The sequence below is a fragment of the Isoptericola sp. NPDC019693 genome, assembly GCF_044389085.1.
Taxonomy (GTDB): domain Bacteria; phylum Actinomycetota; class Actinomycetes; order Actinomycetales; family Cellulomonadaceae; genus Isoptericola.
The window spans coordinates 631,680-658,678 of the sequence record NZ_JBIRXP010000003.1; the positions used below are offsets into that span (position 1 = coordinate 631,680).

General features: G+C 73.7%; 24 protein-coding genes. 22 read left to right on the forward strand and 2 right to left on the reverse strand.

The features are described 5' to 3' along the window. The first annotated feature begins 9 nt into the window (after window positions 1-9). The 5 genes from ACH436_RS11985 (at window position 10) to ACH436_RS12005 (ending at window position 4,698) form a co-directional block, all read left to right on the forward strand. On the forward strand, window positions 10-1,050 hold the full coding sequence (locus ACH436_RS11985) for a GNAT family N-acetyltransferase (RefSeq protein ID WP_430560405.1): 1,041 nt from the start codon (window positions 10-12) through the stop codon (window positions 1,048-1,050). A 34-nt stretch (window positions 1,051-1,084) separates the two neighbouring features. Beyond that, window positions 1,085-1,876, forward strand: coding sequence for a DinB family protein (locus ACH436_RS11990; protein WP_430560406.1), 792 nt, complete (start codon window positions 1,085-1,087; stop codon window positions 1,874-1,876). Between the two features lie 24 nt (window positions 1,877-1,900). Next, the gene (gene ychF, locus ACH436_RS11995) at window positions 1,901-2,986 is read left to right on the forward strand and encodes a redox-regulated ATPase YchF (RefSeq protein ID WP_430560407.1); all 1,086 of its coding nucleotides are present in this window, start codon (window positions 1,901-1,903) and stop codon (window positions 2,984-2,986) included. Between the two features lie 69 nt (window positions 2,987-3,055). Continuing rightward, a complete protein-coding gene (locus ACH436_RS12000; protein WP_430560408.1) occupies window positions 3,056-3,583 on the forward strand; it encodes a pyridoxamine 5'-phosphate oxidase family protein in 528 nt (175 codons plus the stop codon). Next, window positions 3,580-4,698, forward strand: a complete 1,119-nt coding sequence (locus ACH436_RS12005; RefSeq protein WP_430560409.1) for a serine hydrolase domain-containing protein — start codon at window positions 3,580-3,582, stop codon at window positions 4,696-4,698. The genes ACH436_RS12000 and ACH436_RS12005 overlap by 4 nt, the downstream gene beginning before the upstream one ends. 5 nt (window positions 4,699-4,703) lie before the next feature. On the opposite strand, the gene ACH436_RS12010 is transcribed toward ACH436_RS12005, so the two are convergent. Continuing rightward, entirely contained in the window at window positions 4,704-6,311 is a 1,608-nt protein-coding gene (locus ACH436_RS12010; RefSeq protein WP_430560410.1) for an alcohol dehydrogenase catalytic domain-containing protein, read from the reverse strand. Window positions 6,312-6,431: 120 nt separating this feature from the next. On the opposite strand from ACH436_RS12010, the gene ACH436_RS12015 reads away from it, so the two are divergent. From ACH436_RS12015 to ACH436_RS12085, 15 genes are all read left to right on the forward strand, one after another. Beyond that, complete coding sequence (locus ACH436_RS12015) at window positions 6,432-6,887, forward strand: SRPBCC family protein (protein WP_430560411.1); 456 nt, start codon at window positions 6,432-6,434, stop codon at window positions 6,885-6,887. Between the two features lie 79 nt (window positions 6,888-6,966). Beyond that, complete coding sequence (locus ACH436_RS12020; protein ID WP_430560412.1) at window positions 6,967-7,737, forward strand: phosphatase PAP2 family protein; 771 nt, start codon at window positions 6,967-6,969, stop codon at window positions 7,735-7,737. Between the two features lie 104 nt (window positions 7,738-7,841). Next, entirely contained in the window at window positions 7,842-8,651 is an 810-nt protein-coding gene (locus tag ACH436_RS12025; protein WP_430560413.1) for a GNAT family N-acetyltransferase, read from the forward strand. A gap of 245 nt (window positions 8,652-8,896) precedes the next feature. Next, a complete protein-coding gene (locus ACH436_RS12030) occupies window positions 8,897-10,519 on the forward strand; it encodes an ABC transporter substrate-binding protein (protein ID WP_430560414.1) in 1,623 nt (540 codons plus the stop codon). Between the two features lie 251 nt (window positions 10,520-10,770). Continuing rightward, window positions 10,771-11,697 (forward strand): ABC transporter permease, encoded by a 927-nt coding sequence (locus ACH436_RS12035; protein ID WP_430560415.1) that lies wholly within the window; start codon window positions 10,771-10,773, stop codon window positions 11,695-11,697. Beyond that, complete coding sequence (locus ACH436_RS12040; protein WP_430560416.1) at window positions 11,690-12,667, forward strand: ABC transporter permease; 978 nt, start codon at window positions 11,690-11,692, stop codon at window positions 12,665-12,667. The genes ACH436_RS12035 and ACH436_RS12040 overlap by 8 nt, the downstream gene beginning before the upstream one ends. Further along, a complete protein-coding gene (locus ACH436_RS12045; protein ID WP_430560417.1) occupies window positions 12,664-14,442 on the forward strand; it encodes a dipeptide ABC transporter ATP-binding protein in 1,779 nt (592 codons plus the stop codon). Before ACH436_RS12040 ends, ACH436_RS12045 begins: the two co-directional genes overlap by 4 nt. Before the next feature lie 108 nt (window positions 14,443-14,550). Continuing rightward, window positions 14,551-16,335 carry a BCCT family transporter gene (locus tag ACH436_RS12050; RefSeq protein ID WP_430560418.1) on the forward strand — a complete coding sequence of 595 codons (1,785 nt, stop codon included), beginning with the start codon at window positions 14,551-14,553 and terminating at the stop codon, window positions 16,333-16,335. 57 nt (window positions 16,336-16,392) lie between these two features. Next, window positions 16,393-18,303: a translational GTPase TypA gene (gene typA, locus ACH436_RS12055; RefSeq protein WP_430560419.1), complete on the forward strand. Its 1,911-nt coding sequence runs from the start codon at window positions 16,393-16,395 to the stop codon at window positions 18,301-18,303. 11 nt (window positions 18,304-18,314) lie between these two features. Further along, window positions 18,315-19,370: a PIG-L family deacetylase gene (locus ACH436_RS12060; protein WP_430560420.1), complete on the forward strand. Its 1,056-nt coding sequence runs from the start codon at window positions 18,315-18,317 to the stop codon at window positions 19,368-19,370. Continuing rightward, window positions 19,367-19,786 carry a DUF6113 family protein gene (locus ACH436_RS12065; protein ID WP_430560421.1) on the forward strand — a complete coding sequence of 140 codons (420 nt, stop codon included), beginning with the start codon at window positions 19,367-19,369 and terminating at the stop codon, window positions 19,784-19,786. The genes ACH436_RS12060 and ACH436_RS12065 overlap by 4 nt, the downstream gene beginning before the upstream one ends. A gap of 210 nt (window positions 19,787-19,996) precedes the next feature. Continuing rightward, a complete protein-coding gene (locus tag ACH436_RS12070) occupies window positions 19,997-22,129 on the forward strand; it encodes a VanW family protein (RefSeq protein ID WP_430560422.1) in 2,133 nt (710 codons plus the stop codon). Next, window positions 22,129-23,049 carry a hypothetical protein gene (locus ACH436_RS12075; RefSeq protein WP_430560423.1) on the forward strand — a complete coding sequence of 307 codons (921 nt, stop codon included), beginning with the start codon at window positions 22,129-22,131 and terminating at the stop codon, window positions 23,047-23,049. The genes ACH436_RS12070 and ACH436_RS12075 overlap by 1 nt, the downstream gene beginning before the upstream one ends. A gap of 13 nt (window positions 23,050-23,062) precedes the next feature. Further along, a complete protein-coding gene (locus ACH436_RS12080) occupies window positions 23,063-24,013 on the forward strand; it encodes a prephenate dehydratase (protein ID WP_430560424.1) in 951 nt (316 codons plus the stop codon). Then, window positions 24,010-25,044, forward strand: a complete 1,035-nt coding sequence (locus tag ACH436_RS12085; protein WP_430560425.1) for a prephenate dehydrogenase — start codon at window positions 24,010-24,012, stop codon at window positions 25,042-25,044. Before ACH436_RS12080 ends, ACH436_RS12085 begins: the two co-directional genes overlap by 4 nt. A gap of 12 nt (window positions 25,045-25,056) precedes the next feature. On the opposite strand, the gene ACH436_RS12090 is transcribed toward ACH436_RS12085, so the two are convergent. Further along, the gene (locus ACH436_RS12090) at window positions 25,057-25,353 is read right to left on the reverse strand and encodes a hypothetical protein (protein WP_430560426.1); all 297 of its coding nucleotides are present in this window, start codon (window positions 25,351-25,353) and stop codon (window positions 25,057-25,059) included. Window positions 25,354-25,490: 137 nt separating this feature from the next. Here ACH436_RS12090 and fdxA point away from each other — a divergent pair, with 137 nt between their 5' ends. Then, on the forward strand, window positions 25,491-25,808 hold the full coding sequence (gene fdxA, locus ACH436_RS12095; RefSeq protein ID WP_429762524.1) for a ferredoxin: 318 nt from the start codon (window positions 25,491-25,493) through the stop codon (window positions 25,806-25,808). Further along, the gene (dapC, locus tag ACH436_RS12100; RefSeq protein WP_430560427.1) at window positions 25,808-26,959 is read left to right on the forward strand and encodes a succinyldiaminopimelate transaminase; all 1,152 of its coding nucleotides are present in this window, start codon (window positions 25,808-25,810) and stop codon (window positions 26,957-26,959) included. Before fdxA ends, dapC begins: the two co-directional genes overlap by 1 nt. Window positions 26,960-26,999: the final 40 nt, after the last annotated feature.

A 26,999-nucleotide genomic window follows, 5' to 3' on the forward strand; every position in this document is an offset into this window, starting at 1 on the left:
AATGGGCGGGTGAACGCCTCGAACCCCGAGCACCTGCCCCTGCCCGACGGCTGGACGACGTCGACCCCTGTCCTGGCCGACCTGCCACGCCTCGGCGAGCTGCGCGGGGCCGTCGCGGCCCCGTTCACGGGGTCGTCGGTCGTGAACCAGGACGCCCTCGCCGCGGAGGTGGCGGGGCCGGTGTCCTGGACGCGTCGGCAGGTCGTCGCGCGTGACGCCGACGGCGTGGTGCAGGCCTGGGCCTGGGCGCACGACCGTGCTGCGGGGCGCGTCGTGGTGGGCGTCGACGTCGACCGGGCGACGCCGCGGGCCGACGAGCTGGCCGCCGCCGGCTACGCCTGGGCGGCGCGGCAGGGCCGGAGCCTCGCGGCCCAGCGCGGGGTACGCCGCACGCAGCTCGACGCGGGCGCGTTCGCCGGCGACACGACCCAGCAGGAGTGGCTCGCCGCGGCCGGGTACGCCCGCGCCCGCTCCTGGTTGCAGATGTCCCGGCCGGTGGTCGCTGAGGAGGCGCTCCGCGGTGTGCTGCCCGACCCGCGCCCGGGCGTGACCGTGCGGCGCGTCGCGACGCACGACGACGGGATGCCGGTCGCCGCGGACCTGCAGACGGTCCACCGCGTGCTCGAGAGCGCGTTCGAGGACCACTTCAACTCCTACCGCGAGAGCTTCGGCGAGTTCCTGGTGCGCCTGCGCTCCGACCCCGGTCACCGGTGGGACCACTGGTGGCTGGCGTTCGTCTCCGACCCCCAGGACGCCGGCGCGGCACCCGAGCCGATGGGTGCGCTCGTCGGTGCGGTCCTGCCGTCGGGTCCCTCGGGCAAGGAGGGCAGCTACATCGAGTACCTCGGCGCCGACCGGCGTGCCCGCGGGCGCGGGGTGGCGACGGCGCTGCTGTTCGCCGTCGTGCGCGACGCCGCGGCGCGCGGGCGCGACCGCGTCGGCCTCGAGGTGGACGCCGACAGCCCGACGGGCGCCGCGTCCCTGTACGAGAGCTGGGGCTGGCGGACCTCGTACGTCACGGAGTCCTGGCACCAGGACGTCGACGTCTGAGGCGGGTGTCGGGGGCCCGCCCTACGGTCGGGGGATGACTCGGTTCGGGCCCGACGACGAGCTGCGGGGCGCGCGGTTCGTCGAGGCCGACATGACGGGGACGACGTTCCGGCTCGCCCGGCTCGACGGCGTGCGGTTCGACCAGAGCTTCCTGCCGGGGGCGGTGATGCGCGGCGTCGACCTCACGGACGCGGACATCGACGGCGAGATCACGGGCCTGCGGGTCAACGGCGTCGACGTGATGCCGCTCGTCGAGGCCGAGCTCGACCGGCGGTACCCGGGCCGCGAGCAGGCGAGGTCCGCGGACCTCGTCGAGCAGCGGGCCTCGCTCGACGCGGCGCTACGCGCCTGGGACGCGCACCTCGCCCGGGCGGCCGCGCTCTCGCCGTCGGCCGTCCACGAGCAGGTCGACGGCGAGTGGTCGACGGCGCAGACGCTGCGCCACCTGGTGTTCGCCATGGACGGCTGGGTCCGGTACGGGCTGCGGGGGATCGACGACGCGTTCTGGTACGCCGGGCTGCCGTTCACCGAGTACGAGCCGGAGGTCGCGGCCCTCGGGGTGGACCTGGCGGCCGCGCCCTCGCTGGAGGAGACGCTGGCCGCGCACGCCGACCGCATCGCCGAGGTGCGCGCCGTCTACGACGACCTGGCGGGCAGCGACGCGACGGTGGAGGCGCCGCGCCTGCCGCCGTGGGCGCCGGAGGGGTTCACGCGTGCGGTCCACCAGAGCCTCGGTGTCGTCGCCCGTGAGCACTGGGCGCACCTGCAGTTCGTCGAGAGGGACCTGACGACCCTGGAGGAGCGGGCGCAGGGGGAGGGCCGCTAGGGGCGCCACGTAGACTCTCCCGACGTGGCACTCACCATCGGCATCGTCGGCCTGCCCAACGTCGGCAAGTCCACGCTCTTCAACGCCCTGACCCGCAACCAGGTGCTCGCGGCGAACTACCCGTTCGCGACGATCGAGCCCAACGTCGGCGTGGTCCCGCTGCCCGACCCGCGGTTGGACAAGCTCGCGGAGATCTTCGGCAGCGAGCGGATCCTGCCCGCGACCGTGTCGTTCGTCGACATCGCGGGCATCGTCAAGGGCGCCTCGGAGGGCGAGGGCCTGGGCAACAAGTTCCTCGCGAACATCCGCGAGGCCGACGCGATCTGCCAGGTCACGCGCGTCTTCGACGACGGCGACGTGGTCCGCGTCGAGGGCTCGGTGGACGCCGAGGGCGACATCGAGACCATCTCCACCGAGCTGATCCTCGCCGACCTCCAGACGCTGGAGAAGGCGCTGCCGCGGATGGAGAAGGAGGTCAAGATCAAGCGGGGCGACGCCGCGCTGTTCGCGGCCGCCACCACCGCGCAGAAGATCCTCGAGTCGGGCACCACGCTCTTCCAGGGCGCCAAGGCCGAGGGCCTGGACCTCGCCGACGTCGCGTCGCTGCAGCTGCTGACGGCCAAGCCGTTCATCTACGTGTTCAACACGGACGAGGCCGGCCTCGCCGACCAGGGGATGCAGCAGCGCCTGCGCGACCTCGTCGCCCCCGCGGACGCCGTCTTCCTCGACGCGAAGTTCGAGTCCGAGCTCGTCGAGCTGGAGCCGGAGGACGCCAAGGAGATGCTCGCCGACTCCGGCCAGGACGAGGCGGGCCTCGACCAGCTCGCCCGCGTCGGCTTCCACACGCTCGGCCTGCAGACCTACCTCACCGCCGGCCCCAAGGAGTCCCGCGCCTGGACGATCCGCAAGGGCTGGACCGCCCCGCAGGCCGCCGGCGTCATCCACACCGACTTCGAGCGCGGCTTCATCAAGGCCGAGGTCATCTCGTTCGACGACCTCGTCGAGGCCGGCTCCGTGCAGGCCGCCCGCTCCGCCGGCAAGGCGCGCGTCGAGGGCAAGGACTACGTCATGCAGGACGGCGACGTCGTGGAGTTCCGCTTCAACGTGTGAGCGCTGCCACCTGCTCGCCGATGAGTGCCGGCGTGGGGCCCGGTCTCATGGGTGAGGCGAGGGGGTCCCATGTCCCGGGTCGACGAGGTGACGGCCGAGATCCACGGGTTCAGCGAGCCCGGCGCGGAGCCGGTGCCGTGGGCGACGGCGCTCGAGCAGGTCCGCGCGGCGGACACGTTCTGGATCTCCACGGTGCGGCCGGACGGTCGGCCGCACGTCACGCCGCTCGTCGCGGTGTGGCACGACGACGCGCTCTGGTTCACGACCGGGCCCGGTGAGCGCAAGGCGCGAAACCTCGCCCATCACGCCCCGGTCGCCCTGACCACCGGCCGGAGCGACCTCGCGGGGGACGGTCTCGACGTCGTGATCGAGGGGCGGGCCGAGGTCGTCGGCGACGCGGAAGAGCTGCGGGCGGTCGCGGCCGCGTTCGCCGCGAAGTACGGCACCGCGACCTGGCACTTCGTCGTGCGCGACGGCGTCTTCGTCCACGCCGACGTCGACGGCCCGGTGCTGGTGTTCCGGGTCCGGCCGGTGCGGGGCCTCGGCTTTCGCAAGGGCGACCACCCGAGCCAGACGACCTGGACGTTCCCGCGATGACGCCGGCGCCTTCGTCGCTGCCCCCGTCGTTGCAGTCGTCCGTGCAGGCGGCGGTCGACCAGCTGGTCGCCACCGGGGCGGAGACGGGGCTCCAGATGTGCGTGCTGCACGAGGGGGAGGTCGTGGTGGACGCCGTGTCCGGGGTCGCCGACGAGCGGACCGGGAGACCCGTGGACCCCGGCACGCTGTTCTTCGCGGCGTCGGCGGGCAAGGGGGTCGCGACGACGGTCGCGCACGTGCTCGCCGAGCGCGGCGCCCTCGACTACGGGATGCGTGTCGCTGACGTCTGGCCCGAGTTCGGCGCGCACGGCAAGGACCGGGTGACGCTGCGGGACGTCCTCGTGCACGCGGCCGGTGTGCCCGGCCTGTGGCCGCAGGTCACGCCGGAGGACCTCGGCGACTGGGACCGCGTGTGCGCGTTCGTCGCCGACCAGCGCCCGTGGTGGGAGCCCGGGACGCGGACGGGCTACCACGCGCTGACGTTCGGCTTCCTGCTCGGCGAGACGGTCCGGCGCGCGACCGGCCGGACCCTGGCGGAGGCGCTCCGCGACGAGGTCGCCGCCCCCCTCGGCATCGAGGACGAGCTGCACTTCGGGGTGCCCGGTCGGCTGCTGGACCGCGTCGCCCGGCAGGGTCCGCCCGGCGCGGCCCCGCCGCCGCCCGCGCCCGGGTCCCCGCCGGACCGTGCCGTCCCCCCGGGCGTGCAGCCCACCGCCGACTTCGCCAACCGCGCCGACGTGCTGGGCGCGGACGTCCCCGCGCAGGCGACGACGACGGCGCGTGCGGTCGCGCGGATGTACGCCGCCCTGCTGGGGCACGTCGACGGCGTCCGCCTCGTGTCGTCGGAGCGGCTCCGGCTGATGGCGGCGACGGCGTTCACCGGCGTCGACCAGGTGATGGGCATGGCGACCTCGTGGGCGCTCGGCTACAGCCAGGCGCGCCTCGGGGCGCCGGCCCGGCCGGGCTCCACGTTCGGGATGGTCGGCTCGAACGGCTGCGGCGCGTACGCCGACATCGACGCCGGCGTGGCCGTGGCGGTCATGCGCAACCGCGCCGTCGGCGACTTCACCGCGCTGCGGGCCGTCGACGCGGCCGTCGCCGCCCAGCACGGCTGACCGGCTCAGGCGTCGCCGGCGACGACCTCCCGGTCGGCGACGCGCTCGAGGACGAAGAAGTAGAGGGCTCCGTCGTCGGCGGCACCCCGCCCCGTCATCACCCCGAGGACGGCCTCGTCCGCGAGGCGCACGAAGTGGTCGATGATCGGCTGGCCGTCGTAGACCATCGAGGCCGTAGCGACGCCGTCGTGCACGACGGTGCGCAACGTCGCGCCCCCGCGGGCGAGGCGCGCGTCCGCGACGAGCGTGCCGTCGGGGCGCTCGCACACGATGGGGGACACGTCGTCGTCGGCGCCGAAGAGCTTGCCGAACCAGCCCGTCCGGGTGAGCAACCGCTGGGTGCGGTGCGCGGTGCTCACGCCGAAGCCGCGCCACAGCCCGCGCAGCTCGGCCGTCCGCACGGGCGGCAGGGAGCGCCACAGTGCGGGGAGGTCGGCCGCCGGGACCCGGCCCGAGCGGAGCCGTTGGACGAGGTCGTCCGCGTCGTCCCCGTCCTCGCGGACGTCGTGCGCCGGGGCGTCGGCGGCGTGCTCGTCCATCAGCAGCACCGGCTTGATCGTGCGCCCGGCACGGACGTCGTCGACCGCCGTCGCCACCTCGGAGAACGGGTAGGTGCGCACGAGCCGCTCGACCGGGAGCCGCCCGGCGCGCCACAGCGCGACCAGGGTGGGGACGTCGCGGGGCACGACGGCGTCGCCCTCGATGACGCCGGTCAGCGTGCGCCCCCACAGCACCTGCGTCTGCGACACCGTGACGCGGTTCGGCCCGGCGTGCAGCGCCACGGTCGCGCACACGCCACCCGGAGCCAGCGCGGCCAGCGCGAGGTCGATCGTCTCCTGCCGCCCGACGGTGTCGAGCACGTGCGTGGCGGCGAGCGTGCGGGCCGGCACGTCCTGCGGGGCGAAGGCCACGGTCGCGCCGAGCGCGAGCGCCAGGGCGCGGCGGTCGGGGTCCGGGTCGCTGACGACGACCTTGCCCACGCCCCGGTGCCGCGCCGCCATGACGCCCGCGAGCCCGGTCGTGCCCGCGCCGACGACGAGGACGGTGTCGCGAGGGCCGGGAGACAGCACGTTGAGGACGGTGCCCGCGCCGGTGAGGATCCCGCAGCCGAGCGGCGCCGCGACCTGCCAGGGCACGTCGTCGTCGACGCGCACGGCGTTGGACGCGCGGGCGAGGGCGTGCGTCGCCCAGGACGACTGGCCCATCCAGCCGGTCGTCGCCGCCGCGCCGGCCACGACGGCGCGGGACCGGGGGCGGTAGTTGAGGTCGGCGAAGCGCGCGCACGAGGCGGGGTGGCCGTCCGCGCAGGCCTCGCACGCGCCGCACGAGTCGAAGCTGAGCACGACCCGGTCGCCGGGGCGCAGCGTCGCCACCCCTGGCCCGACCGCCTCCACGACCCCGGCGCCCTCGTGCCCGAAGACCGCGGGGAACCTGTCGCCGGCGCCCCCCGCCATGCCGAAGAGGTCCGTGGGGCAGACGCCGGACGCCGCGACGCGCACCAGGATCTCGCCGTCGCCGGGCCCGTCCAGCTCGATGTCCGTGAGGGTCGCGGGCTCGCCGGCCTCGCGCACCAGGGCGGCCACCGCCGCGGTCGTCGGTACCGGTGTCGGCATCTCGGGCTCCCTCGCCTCGTCACGATCGTCGTCGTGCCCGAGTGTGGCAGCGCACGGGCCGGAAGTCACGGTTCTTGTGAACGATGATTCACGTCGGTGGCGCAGGCCTACGATCGCCGGGTGCCGACGATCGTGCTGACCACCGAGATCCCCGCGCCGCCGGAGGCGTGCTTCGCCGCCAGCCTGTCGGTCGACGCGCACACGGCGTCGATGCGCCGGTCGGGGGAGCGCGCGGTGGCGGGCGTGACGTCCGGGGAGATGGGCCTCGGCGACACCGTCACCTGGCGCGCACGGCACTTCGGCGTCACCTTCCGCATGACGTCGCGGATCAGCGCTCACGACGCGCCGCACCGGTTCGTCGACGAGCAGGTGGCCGGCCCGTTCCGCCGGTGGTGGCACGAGCACCGGTTCGAGCCGGTACCCGGCGGCACGCGGATGACGGACAGGGTGGAGTTCGTCGCCCCCGCGGGCCCGCTGGGCCGTCTGGTGGAGTGGTGGGTGCTGACGCGCTACATGACGCGGCTGCTGCGCACCCGCAACGAGTGGCTCGCGTCGTCGCTCTCCTCGCGCGCCTGAGCGCCGCGCGGGGCGAGGTGCGCGACACCACACGGGAGCGGTCAGGCAAGGTCCAGCCGGGCTGCTTACCCTGGGCCCGATGTTGCTCCAGGCTCCCACCGCGCCCGCGCGCGCCCTCGAAGGCTCGCGCCGCGGCACCCCCGGGGTGCGTGCGCGGCGGCGGGCGGGCGACCCCCTCGCCCGGCTCACGTCGGCCCCGGTGCTCCTGGCCGGCCTGGTCGTCGTGACGCTCCTGGCGGCCGGCCCGTTCCAGGGGGTCGACGAGGCCGCGCACGGGTACTGGGCCAGGACGCTGACCCCGGGGCTGCAGCCCTTCATCCAGCACGTGCTCGACCCGATCGCCGGGCAGGCGGTCTGCCTGCCCGTCCTCCTGGCCGTGGCGGTCACCCTGTCGTGGCGGCACCGCACCTGGCGCCCGCTGTGGTGCGCCGCCATGGCCGAGCTGGCGTTCTACGGGGGAGTGGGGCTCCTCAAGGTCGTCCTCGCGCGGCCGGCCCCCACGACGGACGACGCCGACCTGTTCGGCGGCGGGCTCCGCGAGCTCGGCTGGAGCGGGATCAGCTTCCCGTCGGGGCACGCGGCCGAGGCGGTGCTGATCTACGGCACGGCCGTCTACCTGGTCGGGCGCTGGACGAGCGCGTCGTCGCGCACCATGGCGGCCCTGCGGCTCGGTGTCGGCCTGATCGCGCTCAACGCCGTCGCCGTGTCCTACTACCTCGGCTGGCACTGGATCAGCGACCTGGTGGGCGGGCTGCTCGTCGGCGGCCTGCTGCTGCGCCTCCTCGTCGAGGCGGACCGGCTCGGGTGGCGGCCCCGGCCCCGACGGGACGTCGTCGCCCGGCACCTCTGACCGCACCTCTGACCGCACCTCTGGCCGCACCTCTGCCCGCGTGGGCCTCGCGCCTCCAGGAAATCCGTTGTCCCGCGACGTCACGCACTGCAAGGGTGGCCGCCGTGAACGCACCTTCCGCCGACGGCGACCCGGCTCGCCTCCTCGCGGCCTACGACGACCAGCTCCGGACCGACGCCGAGACGCCGGGCGCCCTCGCCGTGACCCGGCTGGGGCCGCTGCGCCTGGTCACGTTCACCGGCGGTCGCGGGTTCGTCACCTACCGCGACCTCGACGGCGCCGACGCCGCGACCGTCCGCGGGTTCGTCGCGTCGGCGCTCGCGCACTTCCACGAGGACGCGACGATCACGGACGTCGAGTGGAAGACCCGCGGGCACGACGTCGCTCCCGGCCTGCACGAGGCGCTGGTCGACCACGGCTTCGCGCCGCAGGAGCCGGAGTCGATCATGATCGGCGACGCGCGGCTCCTCGTCGCGGACGTCCCGCTGCCGGACGGCGTCACCCTGCGCCGCGTCAGCGCGGAGGCGGACGTCCGCGCGATGTCCGCGATGGCCGACGAGGTGTTCGGCGACGACCCGGCGACCTCCGGGCACGCCGACCAGATCCTCCACCGCCAGGAGCGCGACCCGGACATGGAGCTGTGGGTCGCCGAGGCGGACGGGCAGGTGATCAGCGCCGGCCGCCTCGAGCCCGTGCCCGGCACCGAGTTCGCGGGGCTGTGGGGCGGCTCGACGCGGCCCGAGTGGCGGGGCCGCGGGATCTACCGGGCGCTGACCGCGGCGCGCGCACGGTCCGCCGTCGAGCGCGGCAAGCTCTACCTGCACAGCGACTCGACCGAGTTCTCCCGGCCCATCCTGGAGCGCTCGGGCCTGGTGAAGGTGTCCACCACCACCCCGTACGAGTGGCGACGCTGAGGACCAGCCATGACGCCAGGTCGGTGACGGTATGACGGTGTCCGGCCCCGGCCACAGGTGGTGTCCCTGACGTTGCGCCCAGATACCGGATTGGTCACGGTTCCGGGCTCAAAGCGGGCGAAGGGTATGTGCGGGTCCCGAACGTGACTAGAGTCTCCCGCGCACAGTGCAGTGCGCGGGCACACGCGCCTGCACCTCACCGAGGGGTGATCCCCGCCGGTGAGCGACTCAACTCAGGAGGACACGTGACACCTCGACGACGACTTGCAGGCATCGGGGCCTTCACCCTCGCCTCGGCCCTGCTGCTGTCCGCGTGCGGAGGGGGCTCGGGCGACAGCCCCGAGGCCACGGGCGAGAACGGTTCGACGACCGGCATCGTGACCGTCAGCAACGGCGAGCCGCAGAACCCGCTCATCCCCACGATGACCAACGAGACCTACGGGTCCAAGGTCATCAACAACCTTTTCGCCGGCCTGGTGTACTACGACGCCGAGGGCGCCGTGCACAACGAGATGGCCGAGTCCATCGACACGGACGACCAGCAGACGTACACGATCACGATCAAGGACGGCTGGACGTTCACTGACGGTACGCCCGTCACGGCGCAGAGCTACGTCGACGCGTGGAACTACGGCGCCAAGCTGTCGAACGCGCAGAACCTGTCGTACTTCTTCGAGCCCATCGAGGGCTTCTCGTACGACGAGGACTCGGAGCTCACCGGCCTCAAGGTCGTCTCCGACACCGAGTTCACGGTGAAGCTGTCGCAGCCGGAGTCCGACTTCCCGACCCGTCTGGGCTACGCGGCGTTCATGCCGCTGCCCGAGTCGTTCTTCGACGACCCGGAGGCCTTCGGCGAGACGCCGGTCGGCAACGGCCCCTACCAGCTGGACTCGTGGGAGCACAACCAGCAGATCTCGCTGCGCCCGAACGAGGACTACCAGGGTGAGCGCAAGGTCCAGAACGGTGGCATCGACCTGATCGCCTACACGGAGGAGGACACCGCGTACAACGACCTCCTCTCGGGCAACCTGGACATCGTCACCAACGTCCCGTCGTCGGCCTTCGCCACGTTCGAGGACGACCTGGGCGACCGTGCGGTGAACCAGGCCTCGGCCGTCATCCAGGTCGTCAACGTGCCGGAGTACCTGCCGGAGTACGGCGGCGAGGCCGGCCACCTGCGTCGCCAGGCCATCTCGATGGCGATCGACCGCGACCAGATCACCGAGACGATCTACAACGGCTCGCGCACCCCGGCGACCGACTTCACGTCGCCGGTCATCGACGGTTGGTCGGACGACATCCCGGGCAACGAGGTGCTGTCCTACAACCCGGACGAGGCCAAGAAGCTCTGGGCCCAGGCCGAGGACATCGAGGCGTGGGGCGACAAGCCCATCACGATCGCCTCGAACGCCGACTCCGACCACCAGACCTGGGTGGACGCCGTCTGCAACAACGTCCGTTCGGTGCTCGGCGTCGAGTGCGAGTTCGCGCCGTTCCCGACGTTCGACGAGTTCCTCGACGCCCGTGACAAGGAGACCCTGACGGGCCTCTTCCGTGGCGGCTGGCAGGCCGACTACCCGGCCATGAGCAACTTCCTCGGCCCGATCTACGGCACGGGCGCCGGCTCGAACGACATGGGCTACTCGAGCAAGGAGTTCGACGCCAAGCTCAAGGAGGCCAACGGGGCGGACACGCCCGAGGCCGCCATCGAGCTCTACAAGGAGGCCCAGACGATCCTGTTCAAGGACATGCCGGGTATCCCGCTCTGGTACCAGAACGTCACGGCCGGCTACGGCGAGGACGTCGACAACGTGGTGTTCGGCTGGGACAGCGACCCGCTGCTGTACCAGGTCACGAAGGCTGAGTGATACTCGGTCTGTGCCGGTCAACCGGCCCGGGGACGGTGGGGCGCACGCCCGTGACGCTCTCCCCGGGCCGGTCGTCCGATTCGGAGGCTCCCGTCCGCGTCCTGTAGCGTCGCGGGCGGCCACCCGACTGTGAGGGGGGCGGGGCGTGCTGACGAAGCACGCTCCGCCCCCGCCCCTGTCCGGGCAAAGGCGGCCGGACAACGACCCGTAGCCCGGGGAACCCCCCGGAGCGAACGAGGAGAAAAACACGCATGCTCTGGTATCTCGGACGCAGGCTCCTGCAGGTGATCCCTGTGTTCCTGGGGGCGACCCTCCTGCTCTATGCGCTCGTGTTCCTGCGGCCCGGTGACCCCGTGGCCGGCCTGGGTGGGGAGCGTGGGCTCCCCGAGGCCGTGCAGGAACAGATTCGTCAGCAGTACAACCTGGACGAGCCGTTCATCGTCCAGTACCTGCTCTTCCTCAAGGGCGTCTTCACGCTCGACTTCGGCGTCGACTTCCGCGGCCGCGACATCCTGGACGTGATCGCGCAGGCGCTGCCCGTCACCTTCCAGCTCGCGCTCATGGCGCTCGTCATCGAGGCCGTCTTCGGCATCGCCTTCGGCCTCATCGCCGGGATGCGCAAGGGCGGGATCTTCGACGGCACCGTCCTGGTGATCAGCCTCCTGGTGATCTCCGTGCCGACGTTCGTCATCGGCTTCGTGCTGCAGTTCGTCATGGGCGTCAAGCTCGGCTGGTTCCCCGTGACGGTGGGACGAGACCCGAACTTCTACAGCCTGCTGCTACCAGCCATCGTGCTGGCGGCGACGTCCTTCGCGTACGTGCTCCGCCTGACCCGCACCTCGGTCACCGAGAACCTCAGCGCCGACTACGTCCGCACCGCGCGCGCCAAGGGCCTGAGCCGCTCGCAGGTCACCGGCCGTCACGTGCTGCGCAACTCCCTCATCCCCGTCGTCACGTTCCTGGGCGCCGACCTGGGCAACCTCATGGGTGGCGCGATCGTGACGGAGGGCATCTTCAACATCAACGGCGTCGGGGGCACGCTCTACCAGTCGATCATCCGCGGCGAGAACATCACCGTGGTCTCGCTCACGACCGTGCTGGTCATCGTCTACATCCTGGCGAACCTGCTCGTCGACCTCCTCTACGCCGCCCTCGACCCGAGGATCCGCTATGCCTGAGAACCGTTTCGAGACCGTGCCCGGCGGGCGCCGACCGCGCCCGGGGCAGGAACACTTCGCCGCGGAGGTCGACGAGGGCGGCCTCGGCGCCGTCGACGCCGTCAAGGACGGAGAGGCGCCGTCGAGCCTGTGGCGTGACGCCTGGCGCGAGATGCGCCGCCGCCCGATGTTCTGGGTGGCCGGCGCGATCATCGTGCTGGTCGTGACCGTCGCGGCGTTCCCGCAGTGGTTCACGGACATCCACCCGCGCTTCGAGTGCGAGCTCCCGAAGTCGCTCTCCGGGCCGGAGCCGGGCCACCCGTTCGGCTTCGACCGGCAGGGTTGCGACATCTTCGCCCGCACCATCTACGGCGCGCGCGCGTCCGTCCTCGTGGGCGTCATGTCCACCGTGATGGTCGTGATCCTCGGGACGCTCATGGGTGCCATCGCCGGCTACTACGGCGGCTGGTGGGACTCGATCCTCTCGCGCATCACCGACATCTTCTTCGCGATCCCGCTGGTGCTCGCCGCCATCGTCATCATGTCGATCACGACGAACCGCACGAGCTTCACGGTGGCCCTGGTGCTCGCCTCGTTCGGATGGACCTCCATCGCCCGCATCACGCGAGGCACCGTGATGTCCGTGAAGAACAACGAGTTCGTCACCGCGGCACGGTCGCTCGGCATGGGACGCGGCCAGATCCTGCTCAGGCACGTGCTGCCCAACTCGGCCGCGCCGATCATCGTGTACGCGACGGTCGCGCTGGGCACGTTCATCGTCGCCGAGGCCACGCTGAGCTTCCTCGGCATCGGCCTCCCGCCGAGCACGGTCTCGTGGGGCGGGGACATCTCGCAGGCCCAGGCGTCCATCCGCCAGGCTCCCGAGATCCTGTTCTACCCGGCAGGCGGCCTGGCCCTCACGGTGCTCGGCTTCCTCATGATGGGCGACGTCGTGCGCGACGCCCTCGACCCGAAGGCACGGAAGCGATGACGACACAGTTCCCAGTGACGAACGGCAACCAGCCCGTCGGTGAGGGCGACGGCCGCAGCTACGAGGCAGGGACGGACAAGCCCCTGCTCGAGATCCGCGACCTCGAGGTCTCGTTCACCACCTCCGAGGGCGTCGTGCACGCCGTCCGCGGTGCCGACATCACCGTGTACCCCGGCCAGTCGGTCGCGATCGTCGGTGAGTCCGGCTCGGGCAAGTCGACCACCGCGCACGCCGTCATCGACCTGCTGCCCGGCACCGGCAAGGTGACCGGCGGCAGCATCATGTTCGACGGCCGCGAGATCGTGGGCCTGCCCCGCGGGGAGATGGAGGCGATGCGCGGTCGCGACATCGGCCTCGTCCCGCAGGACCCGATGTCGAACCTCAACCCGGTGTGGCGCATCGGCACCCAGATCGAGGAGGCCCTCAAGGCCAACGGGTTCGAGGGCGGCAAGAAGGAGCGCAAGGACCGCGTCGCGGGCCTGCTCCAGGAGGCCGGCCTGCCCGACGCCGAGCGGCGGGCGCGCCAGTTCCCGCACGAGTTCTCGGGCGGTATGCGCCAGCGGTCCCTCATCGCGATCGGGCTGGCCGCGCGGCCGAAGCTCCTCATCGCGGACGAGCCGACGTCGGCCCTCGACGTCACGGTCCAGCGGCAGATCCTCGACCACCTCGAGGTGCTCACGCAGGAGCTCGGCACCGCCGTCCTGTTCATCACCCACGACCTGGGCCTGGCGGCGGAGCGCGCCGAGCACCTCGTGGTGATGTTCAAGGGCCGCGTCGTGGAGTCCGGCCCGGCGCAGCAGATCCTCGCGAACCCGCAGCACCCGTACACGCAGCGCCTGGTCGCCTCGGCCCCGTCGCTCGCGTCCCGCCGTATCCAGGTGGCCCACGAGCAGGGCCAGGAGTCGGACGAGCTGCTGGCCCCCGACGCCGACGCGACGGTCGCGCTGCCCACCGCCAAGGCGGCGCAGGTGGACATCGTCGTGGCGAAGAACCTCACGAAGGTCTTCACCATCCGGGGCGGCCGTCCCGGGGCGTCGACGGACTTCAAGGCCGTCGACGACGTGAGCTTCACCCTCAAGCGCGGTCACACGCTCGCGCTGGTGGGGGAGTCCGGCTCGGGCAAGTCCACCGCGGCGAACATGGTGCTGGGGCTGCTGGACGTGACGTCGGGCGTCGTCGAGTTCGACGGCGTGGACATCGCGAAGCAGTCGCCCAAGGAGGCCTTCGCCTTCCGGCGCCGCATCCAGCCGGTGTTCCAGAACCCGTACGGCTCGCTCGACCCGACGTTCTCCATCTACCGCTCGATCGAGGAGCCGCTGGCCCTCCACAAGGTCGGTGGCAAGAAGGAGCGCGAGAAGCGGGTGCGCGAGCTCCTCGACATGGTGGCGCTGCCCCAGTCGGCGATGCGCCGCTTCCCGAACGAGCTCTCGGGCGGCCAGCGGCAGCGCATCGCCATCGCGCGAGCGCTCGCCCTGCGCCCCGAGGTCATCGTGCTCGACGAGGCCGTCTCCGCCCTCGACGTGCTCGTCCAGGCGCAGATCCTCGAGCTCCTCGGCACCCTGCAGGAGGAGCTGGGGCTGTCCTACCTGTTCATCACGCACGACCTCGCGGTCGTGCGGCAGATCGCCGACTCGGTGGTCGTGATGCAGAACGGCCGCGTCGTGGAGCAGGCCAGCACCGACGAGGTGTTCGACAACCCGCGTCAGCAGTACACGCGCGACCTGCTCGCCGCCATCCCCGGCGCGGGGCTGGAGGGCGCGGCGATCGCGGGCTGACGCCCGAGGCACGCCCCGGACGGGCCGGCGCACGACCCCTGGTCGTGCGCCGGCCCGCGCCGTTCCCTCCGTTTGCCGATGCCCGGGCGCGGCGTCAGGGTGAGGGGCATGGCAGGGGCGTCGACGCTGACCCGTGGGGTCTTCTATCCGGCAGCGGGCATCATCCTGCTCTTCGTCCTGCTCGCGGTCGTCGCCACAGACGCCACGACGGCCGTCATGAACACGCTCCAGGGCGAGGTGATCGGCGCCTTCGGCTGGTACTACGTGCTCCTGGTGGCCGCGTTCGTCATCTTCGCGGTCTGGATGGGGCTGAGCCGGTTCGGCGACATCGTGCTGGGCCCCGACGACGCCGAGCCGGACTTCAAGCTGCCGGTGTGGTTCTCGATGCTGTTCGCCACCGGGATGGGCATCGGGCTCGTCTACTACGGCGTCTCCGAGCCGCTGTCCCACTTCGTGAGCCCGAAGCCGGGAGTGACCGGCGACGACGCGACCCTCGCCCAGGCGGCGATCTCCCAGACCTACGTGCACTGGGGGTTCCACGCCTGGGCGATCTACGTGGTCGCGGGCCTGGCGCTCGCCTACGCGATCCACCGCAAGGGTCGCCCGGTGTCGATCCGCTGGGCGCTCGAACCGCTCCTCGGCGACCGCGTCAAGGGCGCGTGGGGCCACGTGATCGACGTGGTGGCGATCATCGGCACCGTCTTCGGCGTGGCGACGTCACTGGGGCTGGGCGTGCTGCAGGTCGCGCACGGGCTGGGCTACCTGGACGTCGTCGAACCGTCCGTCGGGCTCGAGATCGGGCTGATCGCCGTGATCACGGCGATCGCGGCGATGTCCGTGGCCTCTGGCCTGTCCCGGGGCATCAAGTGGCTGTCCAACGGCAACATGGTGCTGGCCGGGGTGGTGCTCGCCGTCGTGCTGGTCCTCGGCCCCACCCTGTTCCTGCTGCGCAGCTGGGTGCAGTCGTTCGGGTACTACTTCGCCAACGTCGTGCAGATGACGTTCGACACGCTCGCGTTCCGGGGCGAGGCGGGGCTGGAGTGGGAGTCGAGCTGGACGATCTTCTACTGGGGCTGGTGGATGTCCTGGGCGCCCTTCGTCGGCGTGTTCATCGCGCGCATCTCGCGCGGGCGCACCGTCCGGGAGTTCGTGCTCGGCACCCTCGCGGTGCCGATGGCCGTCGCGACCATCTGGTTCAGCGTGTTCGGGGGAGCGGGCCTGCACCAGGAGATGACCCAGCCCGGAAGCATGCTGGACCCCGTGACCGGCGAGGTGAACACCGACACGGCCATGTTCCAGCTCTTCGCGTCCCTGCCGGGGGCGGGCACATGGCTGGCGGTGGCCGGCATCGTCCTGGTGGTCGTCTTCTTCGTCACCTCGTCGGACTCCGGGTCGTTCGTCGTCGACATGCTGGCGAACGGCGGCAACCCGAACCCGCCGCTGTGGAGCCGGCTGTTCTGGGCCGTGCTGCAGGGGCTCGTCGCGGCGGCGCTGCTGCTGGCCGGCGGCCTCCAGGCCCTCCAGACGGCCGCGATCCTCATCGCGCTCCCGTTCTCCCTGGTCCTCATCGGGATGGCGGTCTCGATCGTCCGGGAGCTGAGCGTGGAGCACCGGCAGATCGTGCGCGCGGAGCGCCGTGCGGCGCGGGAGCGGCTGACCGAGCACGTCACCCAGGAGGTGGCGACCACCCTGGCCGGCCGGTGGGAGAACGTCCTGCCACCCGCCCCGGGGGCGCTGCGGCTGCGGGTGCCGCGCCGGCGGGAGTCCAAGGGCCAGCCCGGAGCACAACCGGGAGCGCAGCCGGGCGGAAAACCCCCAGGAGCGGCACCCCCGGAGGGGTCGGGCAGCGCACCCGGGACGGGGGCGGACGGAGAGTCTGGACGGGGCGGGTAAGATAGCGGCGGCCCGATTGACGGGTCGCTCCCTCCCCCCAGGAAATGAGACCCGTAGATGTCTGTGCGCTCCGACCTGCGCAACGTGGCGATCGTCGCCCACGTCGACCACGGCAAGACGACCCTCGTGGACGCCATGCTGCGCCAGGCAGGCGCCTTCTCCGCCCACCAGCACGTGGACGACCGCGTGATGGACTCCGGTGACCTGGAGCGCGAGAAGGGCATCACCATCCTCGCGAAGAACACCGCGGTCCGGTACGCCGGCCCGTCGGCGGCGGAGGCGGGCGAGCCCGGCGGCATCACCATCAACGTCATCGACACCCCCGGCCACGCCGACTTCGGCGGCGAGGTCGAGCGCGGCCTGTCGATGGTCGACGGCGTCGTGCTGCTGGTGGACGCGTCGGAGGGCCCGCTGCCCCAGACCCGCTTCGTCCTGCGCAAGGCGCTCGCCGCCAAGCTGCCGGTGATCGTCGTCGTGAACAAGGTCGACCGGCCGGACGCGCGCATCACCGAGGTCGTGGGGGAGACCACCGACCTGCTGCTCGGCCTGGCCAGCGACCTGTCCGACGAGGTGCCCGACCTCGACCTGGACGCCATCCTCGACGTGCCCGTCGTGTACGCGTCGGCCAAGGCCGGCCGCGCGTCCATCGACCAGCCCGCCGACGGCTCGCTGCCCGCGAACGAGGACCTCGAGCCGCTGTTCGGCACGATCCTCGAGAAGATCCCGGCGCCGACCTACGACGCGGACATGCCGCTGCAGGCGCACGTCACCAACCTCGACGCGTCGCCGTTCCTCGGCCGTCTCGCGCTGCTGCGCATCTTCAACGGCACCCTGCGCAAGGGGCAGACGGTCGCCTGGGCCCGCCACGACGGCACCCTGACGAGCGTCCGCATCACCGAGCTGCTCGAGACCAAGGCGCTCGACCGCGTGCCCACCGAGTCCGCCGGCCCCGGCGAGATCGTGGCCGTCGCCGGCATCGCGGACATCATGATCGGCGAGACCCTCACCGACGTGGACGACCCGCGCCCGCTGCCGCTCATCACGGTCGACGACCCGGCCATCTCGATGACCATCGGGATCAACACCTCGCCGCTGGCGGGCAAGGGCGGCAAGGGCCACAAGGTCACCGCGCGCCAGGTCAAGGACCGCCTCGACTCCGAGCTCATCGGCAACGTGTCGCTCAAGGTGCTCCCGACCGAGCGCCCGGACGCGTGGGAGGTGCAGGGCCGCGGCGAGCTCGCCCTGGCGATCCTCGTCGAGCAGATGCGCCGCGAGGGCTTCGAGCTCACCGTCGGCAAGCCGCAGGTCGTCACCAAGCAGATCGACGGCAAGCGGCACGAGCCGATGGAGCGCATGACCATCGACGTCCCCGAGGAGTACCTCGGTGCCGTCACCCAGCTCCTCGCGCAGCGCAAGGGCCGCATGGAGACCATGAGCAACCACGGCACCGGCTGGGTGCGGATGGAGTTCATGGTCCCGGCGCGCGGCCTCATCGGCTTCCGCACCCAGTTCCTCACCGAGACCCGCGGCACCGGCATCGCCGCGTCGATCTCCGAGGGCTTCGAGCCGTGGCACGGCCCGATCGAGTCGCGCAACACCGGCTCGCTCGTCGCCGACCGCGCGGGCAAGGTGACGCCGTTCGCCATGATCAACCTGCAGGAGCGCGGCTCGTTCTTCGTCGACCCCACGCAGGAGGTCTACGAGGGCATGATCGTCGGCGAGAACTCCCGCAACGAGGACATGGACGTCAACATCACCAAGGAGAAGAAGCTGACGAACATGCGGTCCTCGACCGCCGACAACTTCGAGAACCTCATCCCGCCGCGCCACCTCACCCTCGAGGAGTCCCTCGAGTTCGCGCGCGAGGACGAGTGCGTCGAGGTGACGCCGGAGGTCGTGCGGATCCGCAAGGTCGAGCTCGACGCCACGTCGCGCGCCCGCGCGACCGCGCGGGCCAAGCGGGCCTGACCCGCCTCGCGGTGACCGGCTCGGCCGTGCCCGCCCCCGCCGTGCGCGTGCCCGCGCGCGGCGGCGGGCTGGTCGCGGTGCACGCGCACCCCGACGACGAGACGCTCGCCACCGGCGCGCTGCTCGCGTCCTGGGCGGCCGCGGGCCGACCCGTCGCCGTGGTGACCTGCACGCGCGGCGAGCGCGGCGAGGTCATCGACACGCCGTCGCACCCCACGGGGCTCGCGCGCCTCGAGGACGACGGGCCCGCCCTCGCCGCGCACCGGGAGACCGAGCTCACCGCCGCCCTGGCCGCGCTCGGCGGCGGGCCGGACGTCGTCGCGCACACCTTCCTCGACGCCGTCGACCCGTCCGGGGTCGTGCGCTTCGAGGACTCCGGCATGGCCTGGGTCGCTCCGGGGGTCGCGGGGCCGGCGGACGACGCACCGCCGTCGGCGTTCGCGCGCGTCCCGCTCGACGACGCGGCCGCGCGCCTGGCCGCCGTGGTGCGCGCCCGATGCCCCGCCGTCGTCGCGACGTACGAGGAGCGGGGCGGGTACGGGCACCCGGACCACGTGCGTGCCCATGACGTCGCGGTGCGCGCGCTCGCCCTCGCCGCGGACCCGGAAGCCCCCGTGCCGGGAGAGCCCTGGGGCGGGGCCGAGCTGTGGCAGGCGGTCACGCCGTCGGCCGAGCTGCGCGCGGGCCGCAGGGCGCTCGCCGGCGCCCCCGAGGCGGCCGGGCTCGCCTCCCGCGCCGGGCTGACCTTCCCCGACCCCGACGAGGACCTGCCGCCCGTGGCGCGCCACGACGCCGAGCTCGCCACCGCCGCCCCCGGCGACGTCGAGCGGGTCGACGTCGCCCCGGTGCTCGACCGGGTGCTGACCGCGATGCGGGCGCACGCCACCCAGGTGCAGCACGCCACCCGGGCGCCGGGGACCGGCGTCGAGGACGCCCTGCTCGGCTGGTACGCGCTCAGCAACGGCGTGCTCGCCCCGGTGCTCGCGCACGAGCACTATCTCGTCGCCGCCGACACGTCCCGGCCGGACGTCGCGGCGCCCACCGCGCCGGTAGGCTCGCCGCGATGACCACGCCCGAGCCCGCGACCCCCACCCCGCCCCCCGCCGCCGCGGCCGGGTCCGGCCGGTGGTGGCGGTCCGCCGCACGCGCGGTGCTCGCCGTGGCGCTCGGCGCCGTCGTCGGCGTGCTGGGCACGGTCGCGCACCGCACCCAGTGGCACGACCTCCCCGTCGGCATCGTCCTGGCGCTCGCGATCACCCTGTCCACGGCCGTGCTGTGCCGGGCGTGGGCGGGGCTCGGGCCGCTGCTCGCGGCCGGTGCGGGCTGGGTGCTGGCGGTGCAGGTCCTCGCCGTCGCCGGGCCTGGCGGGGACGTGCTGGTGCCCGCCCAGGCCGTGGGGCTGGTGTGGACGTACGGGGGGCTCGTGATGTTCCTCGTCGCCGCGTTCCTGCCGCGGTCGTGGTTCTCCGACCGTCGCCGCTGACCGCGACGGGCCGGGGGACTGTGCGCGTCGCGTGCGCGCCGCCCCGCCGGGCGTGACGAACCTGTGCGGACCCGCGTCCGATTTGACGCTTTCACCCGGACTTGCGCCCTGTCGGCGGGCGTCCTCCGAGTAGGATCCCCGAGGCGGGCCCGCCCCGCGTCATCTGTCCCTCCGGGGCGTCGTCCCCGCACCCACCCAGACGGAGCATGCATGGGTCACCCGACCGAGCGCGAGCCGGACCCCGCCGGGCCCGCCCCCGCCGAGCCTGCGCGCCCCGAGACCGAGCCCGAGACCGAGGCCCCCGCCCCGCAGCAGCCTGCCGACCAGACCGCCGGGACGCCTGACGAGGAGCCGGAGGCGCCCTACGAGCCGCGGGTGCGGCTGTACGAGCAGCAGGTCATCGCCTCGGTGCCGGCGCCGTCGTCGGGACCGCCGACGCAGGCCCTGCCGGCGGTGGGGCCGACCCCGGGCGGCCCGGAAGGGGCCTCGCCCGCGACGACGGGCGCCGCCGCGCCCGCCGCGGACGTCCCTCCGCCCGCCGACCCCGGCTCGCCGCTCGACGGCCTGGCGGGCGACGGCGCCCCCAGCCGCGCCCCGAAGGTGGCCCTGTGGGCCGGCGTCGGCCTCGTCGTCGTCGCGGGCCTCTACGCGGGGGCGCAGTGGGCCGTCGCGGGGACCGTCCCGAAGGGCACCACGGTCGCCGGGATCGACATCGGCGGGTTGGACGCCGCGCCCGCCGTCGCGGCCCTCGACGACGGCCTGGGCCCGCGCGCCGCGGAGCCGGTCGAGGTCCGGGCGGGCGAGGCGTCGAGCACGATCGACCCGGCCGAGGCCGGGCTGTCGTTCGACGCGCAGGGCACGGTCGACGGGCTCACCGGGTTCTCGCTCAGCCCGGTGCACCTGTGGGAGCACCTGGTCGGCGCCGGCGAGGCGCCGCCGGTCGTCCAGGTCTCGCACCCCACCCTCAGCGCGGCGGTCGCCGGCCTGGAGGACACGCTCAAGGTCGAGCCGGTGGACGGGACGGTCGGGTTCAAGGGCGCGAAGGCGGTGGCCACGGAAGCGGTCGAGGGGTCCAGCGTCGTCGTCGACGACGCGGTGGACGCCGTCGCGGACGCCTGGCTCGTCACCTCCGGCCCGGTCGACCTGCCGACCGAGGTCGTCGAGCCCGCGATCACGCAGGCGGAGACGGACGCGGCCCTGGAGCAGGCCCAGCAGGTGGTGAGCGATCCCGTCACCGTCGACGTCGGGGAGCAGTCCGCCGAGCTGACGCCGAAGGCTCTTGCCAAGGCGACCTCCTTCAAGAACGCCGACGGCGAGCTCAAGGCGCAGTTCGACGGCGAGAAGCTCGTCTCGGACGTCGTGGACGGCACCGACGACCTGCTCACCGAGCCGGACGACGCGCACTTCGTGTTCTCGGGCGGCAAGCCCGTCGTCGAGGGCGGGGAGCAGGGCACGACGCTCGACCCGGACGACACGGCGTCCGCCGTCGGCAAGGCCGCCCTGTCCGGGGAGCGCACGGCGGCGCTGAAGCTCGTGGAGCGCGAGCCGGAGCGCACCAAGGAGGCGCTCGAGGACATGGGCGTCAAGGAGGTCGTCTCGTCGTTCTCCACGCCGCTGACGAGCGAGCCCATCCGCACGCGCAACCTCGAGCGGGGCGCCCAGCTCGTCACCGGCACCCTGGTGGCGCCGGGCGAGACGTTCTCGCTCCTCGACACGCTGTCGCCCATCGACGAGTCGAACGGCTTCGTCGCCGCGGGCGTCGTGAGCAACGGGGTGCACACGGACGCCGTCGGCGGCGGGCTGTCCCAGATGGCTACGACCACGTACAACGCCGGCTACTTCGCCGGGTTCGACGACGCCGGGCACCAGCCGCACAGCTACTGGTTCAGCCGGTACCCGGCGGGGCGCGAGGCGACCATCTACGTCGGCGCGATCGACATGAAGTTCACGAACGACACCCCCTACGGGGCCGTCATGCAGTCGTGGGTGTCCGGCGGCGAGCTGCACGTCCAGGTCTGGTCGACCCCGTACTACGAGGTCAAGTCGCAGGCGGGGGACAAGCGCAACATCGTCCCGGCGACGGCCGTGCACAAGTCCGGCGCGGGCTGCGAGGCGTACCCCGGCGGCAACGACGGGTTCACGATCACCAACTACCGCCAGGTGTTCCACGACGGCGAGCAGGTCAAGGACGAGTCGAAGACCTGGACGTACAAGCCGGACAACCCCGTCGTGTGCGACCAGCCGAAGGCCGACCGCGACGCCGACCGCACGCCGAAGGACGACGGCGAGAAGGACGGCGACGGGAAGCAGGACGGCGACGGCGAGAAGGCCAAGGAGGACTGATGCTCGGACGCTCGGAACGCGAGTCCCCGGCGCACGCCGCGCAGGCGGCGCACGACGCGGGATGGTCGGGGGTCGCGCCCGGGTCCGTGGTGGCCGCGGCGGTGCCGGACGAGTCGGTCGAGCTGCTGGACCTCGGCACGACGTCGGACACGCTCGCCACCGTCGCGACGATCGACGACCTGGCGGCGGTGGTCCACCTGGGGCACCCCGAGCAGCCGTCGCCGCGGCTCGAGGAGGCGCTGCTCGCCGGCGACCCGTCGCTCATCGTCACGGCGGGGGTCGCCGTCGCCCCGCAGTGGGTGTGGGTGACCCCGGCGGACGCGACGGGCGGCCAGGCCGTCATCGGCCAGGTCGTCATCGACGAGGCCGGGATGCGCGACTGCCAGGACCTGCTGCGGGCCATGGGCGTGAGCCCCCGGCTGGTGCCGACCCGCACCTCGGTCGACGAACGGGTCGCGCTGGCCGGCCAGGCCGGCTCCCTCGTGGTCGAGCGGTCCCGGGTGCCCGCCGGCTGGGTGGAGGTGCCCGGCAGCGAGCGGCTCGCCGGCCGGCCGCCGGTCTGGTACGGGCTCCTGGAGTCGCGGGAGGCGTGGCCCCGCTTCGAGGCGCCCGCGCAGGTCTGGCTCGCCGTGGGGCCGTCGGACGACCACCGGGGCTCCCTGCAGCACACGCTGGCGGTGCTGTCGGCGGCCGGCGTCGACCTGCAGCACCTGCGCAGTCACCTGTCGGCCCGTGGGCCGCACGTGTTCTTCACGTCGTTCCGGTGCGCCACCGCGGACGTGCTCGACGGGCTCGTCGCCGAGCTCGACGCGCGGGGCGTCGCGCACCGCACGCTGGCCGTGCTGCCGGGCGAGCGGTTCGTGCCCGGCCCGGCGCCGCTGGCGCCGCAGTGGGCCGCGGGCGCGCGAGCCGCGGAGTGAGGAGCGGCGCACGATGATCGCGTACCTCGGGCCGGAGGGCACGTTCACCCACGAGGCGGTCCGCCGCTGGGCGGGGGACGCCGACGTCGCGCAGCAGCCGCTGGCCACGGTCCGCGAGGTGCACGACGCCGTCGCGTCGGGCGCCGCGGACCGCGGCGTCGTGGCGATCGAGAGCTCCGTGGAGGGCTACGTCGTGCCGTCGCTCGACGCGCTCGTCGGCAGCCCCGACGTGGTCGCCGTCGACGAGGTGGTGCTGGACATCTCGTTCGACGCCTTCGTGCGGCCCGGCCGCGCGGCCGGGTCCGGCACCGCGGGCCTGCGGGAGGCGACCGCGCACCCGCACGGGCTCGCGCAGTGCACGCGGTTCGTCACCGAGCACGGGCTGCTTCCCGTGCCGGCGTCGTCGAACGCCGCGGCGTGCCGGGACCTCGCCGACCACCAGGTCGCGTTCGGCCCGCGGCTGTGCGGGGAGCTCTACGGGCTGGAGACCCTCGCGACGGGGGTGGAGGACTTCGCGGGCGCGCGCACGCGGTTCGTCGTGCTGTGCCGGCGCGACGACGCCACCGCGGCGTGGGCGCCGCTGCGCGCGGGGCACGAGACCGAGGCGTGGCGCACCATGCTCGCGGTGACCCCGGTCGTCACGGGTCCTGGCGTGCTGGCACGCGTCACGGCCGAGTTCGCCGAGCGCGGGGTGAACATGTCGAGCCTCGTGGAGCGGCCGCTGAAGGTGCGCGAGGGGCAGTACGTGTTCGTCGTGACGCTCGACGGCGCCCCCTGGGAGCCGCAGGTGCGCGACCTGTTCACCGCCCTCCTCGGCGCCGGCGACTCGCTCAAGGTGCTCGGGGCGTTCCCCGTCGCGCCGGGCGGGCCCGGGCTGGACGGCGTGCTGCCCGACCACGTGCCCACGGGGAGCGTGCTGCGCCAGGACGGCGACGCGGCCGTGGCGCGAGGCCTGCTGTGGTGAGCGGGGCGGGGGAGCGCGCCGCGGCCGGCCCGGTCGGGGTCGTCGGCCTGGGCCTCGTCGGCGGCTCGCTCGCACGGCTGCTCGCCGCGCGCGGCGTCGACGTCGTCGCCACGGACGTCGACGCCCGCACCCGCGCCGACGCGCGCGCCGTCGGGCTGCGCGTCGCCGACGACCTGGCGGGCCTGTGCGCCGCGGGCCCCGACGTGGTCGTGCTCGCCGTCCCGCTGCGGGCCGTGCGCGCGACGGCCGCGGAGCTGGCGCCGCTGCTGGGCGACGACGTGACCGTGACCGACGTCGGCTCCGTGAAGGGCCCGGTCCGGGCCGCCGTGGCCGCCGCCGGGCTGGGCGACCGGTACGTCGGGGCCCACCCGATGGCGGGCACCGAGCACAGCGGCTTCGCCGCGTCCGACGCGGGCCTGCTCGACGGGGCCCCGTGGGCGGTCACCGTGGCGGAGCCCGGTGCGGGCGCGCCCGGCGAGCCGCGGCGGCTCGCGCACGTGCTGCGCCTGGTGACCGGGCCGCTGGCCGGCACCGCCGCGGTGGTCACGGACGACCGGCACGACGAGGCGGCGGCCCTCGTGAGCCACGTGCCCCACGTCCTGGCCACCCAGCTCCTCAACGCCGTGGCGGGCGCGCCGGTGCGCGACCTCGCCCTGGGGCTCGCCGCCGGGAGCTTCCGCGACGGCACCCGGGTCGCGCTCACGGACCCCGCCCGCACCGAGGCGATGGTCACCGAGAACGCCGCATGGGTGGCGCCCGCGCTGCGCAAGGCGGTGCGGGACCTCGAGGTGGTGATCGGCGCGCTGGAGACCAACGGCTCGCTGCACGACGTCTTCCACGCCGCGGACGACGTCCGCGAGCTGCGTGCCGGCGGACGGGCCCGCCCGAGCGGCCCCGAGGAGCTCCTGCCGACGGGGTCCGGCGGCACCTGGACGCCCGCGCTGGTCGACGAGCTGGTGGCGCGCTGCACCGCGGGCGCCGTCGTCGTCGGCGTGGACGACGACGCGGTCCGGGTGCGCGGGCCGCGCTGAGCGGGCCGCGGCTCAGTCGTCGCGGGGCCGCCCGCGCCGCGCCGGCCGGGGTGGTACCGGCTTGAGGGCCTCGACGTCGCCCGCGGCGACGGCCACCTCCGGCAGGCCAGGGGAGCGGTCGGGGCGCACGCGCACGCCGTCGGGGCCGACGACCGTGAGAATGCCCACGACGTCCGCCCAGCGGGCGCCGGAGGCGGAGGCCTCGGCGGGCGACAGCCGACGGCGCAGGACGACCCGCGCGCCCACCGGCACGCGGAGCCAGGCGGGCGGCGGGACAGCAGGTGGGACGGCTGACGACGAAGGCACCACGTCAGCGATACTAGAGTTGGCCGCGCAGGCCCGGCGCCCGCGCCGGTCTGCACCGGAGAAGCACCCACGAAGAAGCATCGAGACCCGCGGCCCCGTACGCCGGGCCCGCGTCCTCGTCACCTGGAAGGTAGCCCGCAGTGACCTACGTGATCGCTCAGCCGTGCGTCGACGTCAAGGACAAGGCGTGCATCGAGGAGTGTCCCGTGGACTGCATCTACGAGGGCTCGCGCTCCCTGTACATCCACCCCGACGAGTGCGTGGACTGCGGCGCCTGCGAGCCGGTGTGCCCGGTCGAGGCCATCTACTACGAGGACGACGTCCCCGAGCAGTGGAAGGACTACTACCGCGCCAACGTCGAGTTCTTCGACGACCTCGGGTCGCCGGGCGGCGCCGCGAAGATGGGGCTCATCGAGAAGGACGACCCCATGATCGCCGGCCTGCCGCCCCAGGCCTGATGGGGTTCGCCGACCTCAGCGACCTGCCCTATCCCTGGGACACGCTCGAGGACGTGCGGGCCACCGCCCGTGCGCACCCCGGCGGCGTGGTGGACCTGTCGATCGGCACCCCGGTCGACCCGACCCCGCAGGTGGTGCGCGACGCGCTCGCCGCGGCGTCGGACGCCCACGGCTACCCGCTCACGCACGGCACGCCCGCCCTCCGGGAGGCGGTGACGGGCTGGTTCGCCCGCCGTCGCGGCGTGCCCGGGCTCGACCCGGACGCCGTGCTGCCCACGGTCGGCTCCAAGGAGCTGGTCGGCCTGCTCCCGTCGCTGCTGCGCCTCGGCCCCGGCGACGTGGTCGTGCACCCGGCGATCGCCTACCCCACGTACGACGTCGGCGCGCGTCTCGCCGGGGCCACGCCGCTCGCTACCGACGACGTCGACGCGTGGGCCGGCCGCCGCGACGTCCGCCTCGTGTGGGTCAACTCGCCGGGGAACCCGACCGGCCGCGTCGCGGACGTCGCGCACCTGCGCCGCGTGGTGGAGGCCGCCCGCGGGACCGGCGCCGTCGTCGTGGGCGACGAGTGCTACGCCGAGCTGCCGTGGGCGGACGCCTGGGTGGGTGACGGCGGTGTCTCCCGCGTGCCGAGCCTGCTCGACCCGCGGGTCACCGGGGGCAGCACCGAGGGCCTGCTCGTCGCGTACTCCCTGTCGAAGCAGTCCAACGTGGCCGGGTACCGTGCCGCGTTCGTGGCCGGCGACCCGACCCTGGTGGCCGGGCTCCTGGCCACCCGCAAGCACCTCGGGATGATCGTGCCCGCCCCGGTCCAGGCCGCCATGACCGCGGCGCTGGGGGACGACGCCCACGTCGCGGCGCAGCGCGAGGTCTACCGGCGCCGTCGCACCGGGCTCCTCGGGGCGCTCGAGGCGGCCGGCTTCGTCGTCGACGGCTCCGAGGCCGGCCTGTACCTCTGGGCCCGCCCGGCGGACGGGTCGCCGCTCGCGGGCGCGACGTCGCGGGACCTCGCGGCGTGGTTCGCCGACCGGGGCATCCTCGTGGGCCCGGGGGAGTTCTACGGGGAGGCGGGGCGGCGGCACGTCCGGGTGGCGCTCACCGCGACCGACGACTCCGTGGCCGAGGGTGTGGCGCGCATCACAACTCTGTGACCTGGCGGATGGCTGCGGCTGGGCGAGGGATTGGATCACC

Excerpts from the sequence above, each read along its gene's own strand:
- dapC (WP_430560427.1), top strand. The coding sequence starts at position 25,808 with ATGGGGTTCGCCGACCTCAGCGACCTGCCCTATCCCTGGGACACGCTC.
- ACH436_RS12005 (WP_430560409.1), top strand. The coding sequence starts at position 3,580 with ATGACGCCGGCGCCTTCGTCGCTGCCCCCGTCGTTGCAGTCGTCCGTG.
- ACH436_RS11990 (WP_430560406.1), top strand. The coding sequence starts at position 1,085 with ATGACTCGGTTCGGGCCCGACGACGAGCTGCGGGGCGCGCGGTTCGTC.
- ACH436_RS12070 (WP_430560422.1), top strand. The coding sequence starts at position 19,997 with ATGGGTCACCCGACCGAGCGCGAGCCGGACCCCGCCGGGCCCGCCCCC.
- ACH436_RS12000 (WP_430560408.1), top strand. The coding sequence starts at position 3,056 with ATGTCCCGGGTCGACGAGGTGACGGCCGAGATCCACGGGTTCAGCGAG.
- ACH436_RS12035 (WP_430560415.1), top strand. The coding sequence starts at position 10,771 with ATGCTCTGGTATCTCGGACGCAGGCTCCTGCAGGTGATCCCTGTGTTC.
- ACH436_RS12040 (WP_430560416.1), top strand. The coding sequence starts at position 11,690 with ATGCCTGAGAACCGTTTCGAGACCGTGCCCGGCGGGCGCCGACCGCGC.
- typA (WP_430560419.1), top strand. The coding sequence starts at position 16,393 with ATGTCTGTGCGCTCCGACCTGCGCAACGTGGCGATCGTCGCCCACGTC.
- ACH436_RS12080 (WP_430560424.1), top strand. The coding sequence starts at position 23,063 with ATGATCGCGTACCTCGGGCCGGAGGGCACGTTCACCCACGAGGCGGTC.
- ACH436_RS12050 (WP_430560418.1), top strand. The coding sequence starts at position 14,551 with ATGGCAGGGGCGTCGACGCTGACCCGTGGGGTCTTCTATCCGGCAGCG.
- ACH436_RS12065 (WP_430560421.1), top strand. The coding sequence starts at position 19,367 with ATGACCACGCCCGAGCCCGCGACCCCCACCCCGCCCCCCGCCGCCGCG.
- ACH436_RS12010 (WP_430560410.1), bottom strand. The coding sequence starts at position 6,311 with ATGCCGACACCGGTACCGACGACCGCGGCGGTGGCCGCCCTGGTGCGC.
- ACH436_RS12045 (WP_430560417.1), top strand. The coding sequence starts at position 12,664 with ATGACGACACAGTTCCCAGTGACGAACGGCAACCAGCCCGTCGGTGAG.
- ACH436_RS12075 (WP_430560423.1), top strand. The coding sequence starts at position 22,129 with ATGCTCGGACGCTCGGAACGCGAGTCCCCGGCGCACGCCGCGCAGGCG.
- ACH436_RS12020 (WP_430560412.1), top strand. The coding sequence starts at position 6,967 with ATGTTGCTCCAGGCTCCCACCGCGCCCGCGCGCGCCCTCGAAGGCTCG.